This window comes from Calothrix anomala FACHB-343, assembly GCF_014696435.1.
GTDB classification, from domain to species: domain Bacteria; phylum Cyanobacteriota; class Cyanobacteriia; order Cyanobacteriales; family Nostocaceae; genus Aulosira; species Aulosira anomala_A.
In genome coordinates this window covers 1-5,666 of the sequence record NZ_JACJQG010000138.1, presented here as the reverse complement: position 1 = coordinate 5,666, position 5,666 = coordinate 1, and the positions used below count along the sequence as shown (strand labels likewise).

The 5,666-nt window shown below is 44.4% G+C and carries 6 protein-coding genes; 3 read left to right on the top strand and 3 right to left on the bottom strand.

Features of this window, described 5'->3' with window-relative positions; all coding sequences use genetic code 11:
• Window positions 1-285: 285 nt before the first annotated feature.
• Window positions 286-2,562, bottom strand: coding sequence for an FdhF/YdeP family oxidoreductase (locus H6G08_RS36665; protein ID WP_190552200.1), 2,277 nt, complete (start codon window positions 2,560-2,562; stop codon window positions 286-288).
• A 289-nt stretch (window positions 2,563-2,851) separates the two neighbouring features.
• Between H6G08_RS36665 and H6G08_RS36660 the strand changes: the two genes are divergently transcribed.
• Window positions 2,852-3,076 (top strand): hypothetical protein, encoded by a 225-nt coding sequence (locus H6G08_RS36660; protein WP_190552198.1) that lies wholly within the window; start codon window positions 2,852-2,854, stop codon window positions 3,074-3,076.
• 87 nt (window positions 3,077-3,163) lie between these two features.
• On the opposite strand, the gene H6G08_RS36655 is transcribed toward H6G08_RS36660, so the two are convergent.
• The gene (locus tag H6G08_RS36655; RefSeq protein WP_190552196.1) at window positions 3,164-3,526 is read right to left on the bottom strand and encodes a hypothetical protein; all 363 of its coding nucleotides are present in this window, start codon (window positions 3,524-3,526) and stop codon (window positions 3,164-3,166) included.
• On the bottom strand, window positions 3,526-3,861 hold the full coding sequence (locus H6G08_RS36650; protein ID WP_190552194.1) for a DUF5674 family protein: 336 nt from the start codon (window positions 3,859-3,861) through the stop codon (window positions 3,526-3,528). Before H6G08_RS36650 ends, H6G08_RS36655 begins: the two co-directional genes overlap by 1 nt.
• A gap of 294 nt (window positions 3,862-4,155) precedes the next feature.
• Between H6G08_RS36650 and H6G08_RS36645 the strand changes: the two genes are divergently transcribed.
• Window positions 4,156-4,461, top strand: a complete 306-nt coding sequence (locus tag H6G08_RS36645; RefSeq protein ID WP_242046451.1) for a helix-turn-helix domain-containing protein — start codon at window positions 4,156-4,158, stop codon at window positions 4,459-4,461.
• Between the two features lie 531 nt (window positions 4,462-4,992).
• Window positions 4,993-5,666, top strand: a 674-nt coding sequence (locus tag H6G08_RS36640; RefSeq protein WP_190552193.1) for a hypothetical protein, incomplete at its 3' end; no start/stop codon positions are given.

The following is a 5,666-nucleotide window of genomic DNA, read 5'->3' as shown; positions in this document are numbered from 1 at the left end:
GTCTGTGGAGGCTTAGGGGATGCCCAGCCTGTGAAGCAGAAAGTCTCATTTGTGAATCTGAGATGCTCCCGCTACACTGCTTGCAGTTAGCGGTGAGAGTTGTCACAAACACCAGCCCCCAAACCAGCACCCTTGAAACTTAGCGAATCCTGGCAACGGGATTGAAACAATTATGCACCTCTGCGGCTACCGCATTTATTGGCTTGAAACTTAGCGAATCCTGGCAACGGGATTGAAACAACAGTTTGTTTGACCGCAACCAATGGGACTGGGTCTCCAAGCCAATCAATGTGGCGATCGCTGTTTTGCATACACTAGCACTGGCACCCGTTTGTAAGCAGGCGTACCGCAGCGTGTTTCTGTTCTGGCTTTAAAAATGACGTTCACTTCGGGATAAAACATCAACGCTGCACCTTCGCGTACAGCACCGTAAATCACTTCTACATTTTCTAGTTTATCGGCATCGCCCTGGACTGTGACGCGATCGTGTTCGGCTAACCCAATTTTTTCTGCATCCAAGCGGTTCATCAAAATGCAGTGGCGATGGGGCATTCCCCGGTACTGATCGTCAATTTTATAAACCACTGTGTTGTGTTGGGAATAACTGCGTCCAGTCATTAATGCCAGCACGAGACTATTCGCTCTAGGATCAATGTCAAAATCTTGAGGTTGAGGTAAAGCCAGATTCGGCAGTGGCGTAGTCAACATTTTTGCCTTACCTGAGGGCGTTTTAAAATGGGGTTCGGTGACGATACGCCCAGAGATGGTGAACTCTTCACTGGTGTCGTCAATCGTCGCGATTTTTTCATAGCCGGGAATGGTTGTGGCAATCAGTTGCCGCACGTAGCGAGTATCTTGTAGTTTGCGCCATTCGACGGGATAATTACCCAGCAAACGATGGGCTAGTTCAGTTAAAAACTCAACTTCGGAAATTAAATCTGCATTCTTGAGGTGAGTTTTACCTTCATCATTGAGGCGCACAAAGTTGTTACCCGATTCAACGGTGGTTTTGTGGGGGTTCTCAAATCGGTTGAGCACAGGAATAATGATTGTGTGAGTTTTCGCCAATCCGTGAAAGTGCCCAATATTGGGTTTAGTAGCGAGATAGATGATGGTATCGATGTTACCCAATGCCCGTTTTGCCTGTGCTGAGTCAGGATTAGCACCATATATATTACCACCTACACAGATGAGACTATCTACTTTGCCCGCTTGGGCTGCTTCGATGAGGTCACGAGTATGATAACCCTTGGGTAAAGAGAGCGATCGCCCCAACAACTTCTCCAAAGCTTGCTTAATTTCTTCTTTGAGCTTGACGGTGACACCCATTGAGCCAAAGCCCTGGACGTTAGAATGTCCCCGTACCGGCATGACTCCGGCTCCCATTCTGGCAATCTGACCGCTAATTAACGCTGTATTGGCGATACTGTAGACGTTATCGACACCATTGGTATGTTGCGTAATTCCCATTGCCCAACCAAAAACCACACCCTTTGATGTACCAATGATGGTTGCGGCTGCTGCAATTTCTGGCTGGGACACGCCGCAGGTAGCCGCGATCGTTTCCCAAGAAAGCGATCGCGCCTGTTCTAATATCGCTTCCCACCCTTGGGTATGTGCTTGCAAAAAGTCGTATTGCACAAACCCCTGTTCAATTAACGCTTTCTGAATGCCCACAAACAGTGCCACATCACTACCGGGAATCGGTTGGAGATACAGCGAAGCAATCTCAGAACCTGGAATCAGAGACTTAATTGGGAATGCCGGAGAGCCAAATTTCACCAATCCAATTTCCATCACCGGATTGATCACAATCACTTTGCCACCCCTGTCTCGCAGTTTGATCAACTCATTCATCAAACGTGGATGGTTGTAAGCAGAATTTGACCCTGCTAACACTACACAATCTGCCTGCTTTAAGCTTTCCAAGCTGACGATTGAGGTGTTTGTGCCAAACATCTCCTTGAGTGCGGTTGTAGAAGGAGCATGGCACAGATCTGAACAATCTGCCAAATTATTGGAACCCAGGGTTCGCAGTAGCAGCTGTAGTAAAAATGCTGCTTCGTTGGAACCACGCCCGGAACTGTAGGATGCAACTCGCTCTGGCGGTTGAAGAAAAGCAGCCGTAGCGATCGTATAAATCTCATCCCAAGAAATGCGCTCATAATGGTCACTACCAGCTCGTCGAATCACCGGGAAGCTAAGTCTTCCCAATCTATCCGCTTCCATAGAAGATAGCTGTTGTAGGTCAGTAATTGTGTAGGAATCAAAGAAGTGGACTGGAACCGGAGGTTGGATTTCGGCTGAAATTGCTTCTACACTTTTCATGCAGCGTTGCAGTTTCTCACCCACTTCATTGGTGAATCCACCTTTTTGTCCACCAGTCCCCCAGGAGCAAGACAGGCAAGCACTCTTGTGAAACAGGGTTTTCCATAACTTTGGCCCTTCTGGCGACAGTGTGTGCTTTGCCCAATACTCAATTACAGGCAACCCACCGCCAATTTCTGGGGTGTTTTCATTGGTTTCGTTGAAGGGCGGTTGGGGCTGGGGGTTGCTATCCATCTGGTTGCAGCGACAAATCAGTTCATTTTGTGCAATTTAATCCAATTTACTGAACATGAAAATTCCTCATTAGGTAGATTTTCTCCCTCTCTACAAGTTAGGAACTGGACTTTTATGAGTCGCAGTTATACTCACACAATTATTTGCTATGTTTAGCATCTAAAGGATAAGTATTGATTTTAATGTTTCACATTGGGCGAAATCATTCCATGATTAAGCCATTGAGCCTATTCTTGCTTCTTTTTATGGTAAATAAGTATAAGTACTCTGAGTAATACAGACAGAAATAATGACATCTGTTTTTTTTGGCTTGGCTTGGGCTGTTTACGGATTTCTTCTAGGAGGTCTGACTCCCACAATATTTTATTTCTTGCTGTATACATTTTTATCTTTTGTCAGCCCAGATTCTGGGGTATATAAATACACGAATAAATACATAGAGCCAACAAAAGTCATACAGATATGTGCATTATTAGGTGCTATCTTCGGATTTTTCTTTGGTGTAACTTACTAATTAAGTATGAGAGTAGCTGAATTATGTCTAGATTTGCTGCTACCCTTTTTTTCTGTGTTTCTTGCTCTTTTTTAAGTTCTTGAATCTCTATGCACTTATGGATTGATTGGTCAACAAACCAGACATATCTAATACTCGCACTGACCAAGTAGATGCACAATCTGCCATATTTGCGCTTTGGGTCGATTCGCTCCAAGTGTTGACCCAATTGAGTTTCCAATCTTGTAATACCTCTATTAGTTGATTTAATTCAACATAATTAACTCCACTGTTTTGCTGTATCAAAGACGAATACAACAAGCTCTCTTCTAACAATATTGGAACTATTTCGCCCTTTGCACTATTTTTTACCCAAGATTTGAGCCTTGCTAAACAAGCTGCCAATTCCCCTAATTGCTGTGGCTGGGTTAGATGTAAAAAACTAGCTTCAATTGCGCTCCAGTTAGGCATTACAATCCTCCTAGCAATTGCTGGGTAATTTGGATTACTTGTTGGCGAATTTGCGGCGACTGTATGATCATACTACGGTTATTCTGGCTTGGGCGAATGTTGATGATTGACTCAAACACGATTTCTTGAGTGAAAGGCGACCAATCAGCACCCCAAATATCGCGTTGTCGGCTTCCATCTTTGAGTAGCTCTTGTTCGCATTCGTAATGGCGAACGCCACCACCTGCAAGAATTTTACGTTCGATATCAACTGCCATTTTAATGAACACATCCCAAGTTTTCAGCATTTCGTTTATCTGTTCAAGGGTAGCAGGCTCACGAATGATTAAAATCAATTGCAACTCATCCTACTTAATAATCAACAACATCAATTTATACAATGCTTAATATAGTTATAGCCATTAGGATTAGGACGTAGACGATCAGATTTCAAGGGGCCAGTTTGTAGCTTCAAAAATTCTCTACTTCGTTCTCCACACCATATACCCCTTGCACCAGAATCTCAAAGCTTAGAGCTTACATTGCTTGTCATCTGCTAGTAATTCCCGCTTTTTACCTGATACTAATAGTTGCACTTAGCTATTGTTTTTGTCAACTAAAGATTGCATAATATGTCCAGCCAATCAGAAATGTCAGAGGTTGTAATGTTACCACTAACTGAAGTGGGATCTATTAGATGGACAAAGGAGCGCGGGCAGAAAATGCGCTCACTGCGTGGTGATATGCCATTAGTAACTTTATCTAAAAAGCTTGCTGAATATGACGTAGATATGTCTCGGCAATATTTGAACCGGATGGAAACATTCACAGAAGTCAAAAGTGCTTCCCCTGAACTTGTTACTGGCTTATGTAAAGTATTTGGCTGTACCTTGGCTGAATTACTGTGTTTGAAAGAAACCAAAATTGTGCAATTAGGGGTTGACAATTGCAACTAAAGGTTGCACTATATTGTTAAGGAGAGCAAGAAGGAGTCAGGAGTCAGGAGTCAGAACCAATCAGTTGGGGATTCAAACCTGCGACTGATTGAACGAAAGTGCGTCTCTATGAGGGAGAAAAGAAGGCTTTACGCTGCGCTAACGGCAGTTCCTTTAAGCGGAGGAACCCCGCCAACTGACTGCCGAACCAGTCGCACAGAATACAAGCAAGAGAATTATGGCTCCTGGCGACTGACGCATGTATTCTGTTTAGGTACCCACAAAACCCAATGCCACCGGGACTAGCAGCCGGATGCCAAACTTGTAATGCTCAAGCCACCGGAGATGATTCCGATGACCTAACTAAGTCTAAAAAATTGGTTATTTATCGCACATACGCCCGTAATTCAAATATTTTTACAGCTTCGCTGATTCTATTGTGAGAGCGTTTCATTTGCACAGCGCTCTTTTGTACATCAAAAACAAAGGCGATCGCTCGGCCTGAGAAACTTTGCGATCGCCTTTTATCCAAATTTACTGGAGATTTTCATTATGACCCATACAACGCAGACACAGCAAGCAATTTTCGCTTCTTTCGTCGTTGATGAGCAAAGGATAGCTCAAGCAGAACTAGAGCAGCACATCACACAACAGGGTGAGGTTGTAGCAACCGAAGAATTCACCGTTATCGAAATCAGCTGCTACGACTATGAAATTTACGTTGGCGACAAACTAATAGCTAGCATCACCTACGACCACGACGAATTCATAACCCAACGCTGGGTAGTGAGTGTGAACTCAACCGAAGTACACCGTGCAAACAGCTGGGCTAAGTGCCACAGCCACGTCACTTGGCACCACAAGCAAGGCACACTACCTGTACAAAAGCAAAAAGTTCCAGCCAATACTACGGGTAACGAAGTTATGGCACAAATTGCCTTGGAATGTGAGAAATTTGGCTTTGAACTCCTCGATGACGGTATCTACAACAACGACAAAAAGCTAGGTTCAGCCGGATGCACTGATGGTCGCTGGTGGGTGAAAAGAGCCTCATCAGAGCATCAGCAGCAAGTGCCCTGTGATTCTGCATTCGATGCTGTGTGGTCGTTGTCGATGGTCGAAGTATTGCCTAGTCTCGAAACCAGTTCTTGCGAGGAATTGTTGGATAAACCATTTGATCAACTGACGGCTGACGAGTGGCGAAGGCTGATGGAGTATCAAGTAGT